Source organism: Mesorhizobium sp. M7D.F.Ca.US.004.03.1.1, assembly GCF_003998635.1.
GTDB lineage: Bacteria > Pseudomonadota > Alphaproteobacteria > Rhizobiales > Rhizobiaceae > Mesorhizobium > Mesorhizobium loti.
This window is the reverse complement of the sequence record NZ_RZQG01001412.1, coordinates 1-1,029: the sequence shown is the minus strand read 5'-3', so window position 1 is coordinate 1,029 and position 1,029 is coordinate 1. Positions and strand designations below refer to the sequence as shown.

The following is a 1,029-nucleotide window of genomic DNA, read 5'->3' as shown; positions in this document are numbered from 1 at the left end:
TAGCCGGAGTGAGCATGAGATATTTCTTCCATATCCGAAACGAGGACGGGCGCCTTGCGAAAGACCCGGAGGGTCAGGAGTTTGCGGATTTGTCGGAAGTCGAGGATCACGCGATGGCCTCCGCCAAGGAAATACTGGCGGAAGGACTGCTCGCTGGAAAACCGGTACGATCAGGCGTGGGCTTTGAAATCTGTGATGAAAATCAGATTTTGATGTTGCGGTTTCCCTTTTCGGAAGCAGCTGAAAAGCCCGGCGCGCAACCGTAATGCTTAAAGTGATTGGCCGCTGCGGCTGTGAGACCCCATATCTCAGCTATCGTTCGCACGTTTTCACGGGCGCGAACGGCTGGGAGATCACGAAGCTCTTGCCCTACAGAGGGCCGAGTTATGGATAACCAGCCTAAAACAATCTATCGAAACGCCTTGCTGCAGCGACTTTCTCCCGTGGACCTGGCGTTGCTCGCGCCCCATTTGGAGCCCGTGGATCTGCCGCTGCGGACCTCCCTTGAAACCGCGAAATCCGTTATCGAATATGTGTATTTTATCGAAACGGGCATCGCGTCAGTCGTCGCCAAAATACCGAAAGGCCGCGATACCGAGGTCGGCCTGATTGGGATGGAAGGCATGACCGGCGCTCTCGTTGTGCTCGGTGGTGACCGCGCCGCCCATGACACTTACATGCAGGTGGGAGGCAGCGGAATCCGGGTGCCTGCCGGGGCGCTGACGACGGCTCTGGCTGAAAGCAACACGCTGAAGGCGCTGCTGCTGCTCTATGTCCAGACCCTCTTCATCCAGGCCAGCTATACCGCTCTGGTGAATGCCCGATCAAAACTGGAGGAACGGCTGGCGCGCTGGCTCCTGATGTGCCAGGACCGGGTGCGCGACGACCGATTTTCTATCACCCACGAGTTCATGGCCGTCATGCTCGGCGTGCGACGGCCGGGTGTAACCGTCGCTATCCAGGAGCTTGAGGGGATGGGACTGATCAAGGCCAGACGGGGTGAGATCGTGATCCGAGATCGTTATGGTC

2 protein-coding genes are annotated in these 1,029 nt (G+C 57.9%); both read left to right on the top strand.

Annotated elements, in window-relative coordinates; genetic code table 11:
- The coding region (locus tag EN935_RS37520; RefSeq protein ID WP_206534686.1) for a hypothetical protein at nt 1-266 on the top strand (266 nt) is incomplete at its 5' end.
- A gap of 120 nt (nt 267-386) precedes the next feature.
- A partial coding sequence (locus EN935_RS37515) for a Crp/Fnr family transcriptional regulator (RefSeq protein ID WP_164771772.1) occupies nt 387-1,029 on the top strand: 643 nt, incomplete at its 3' end.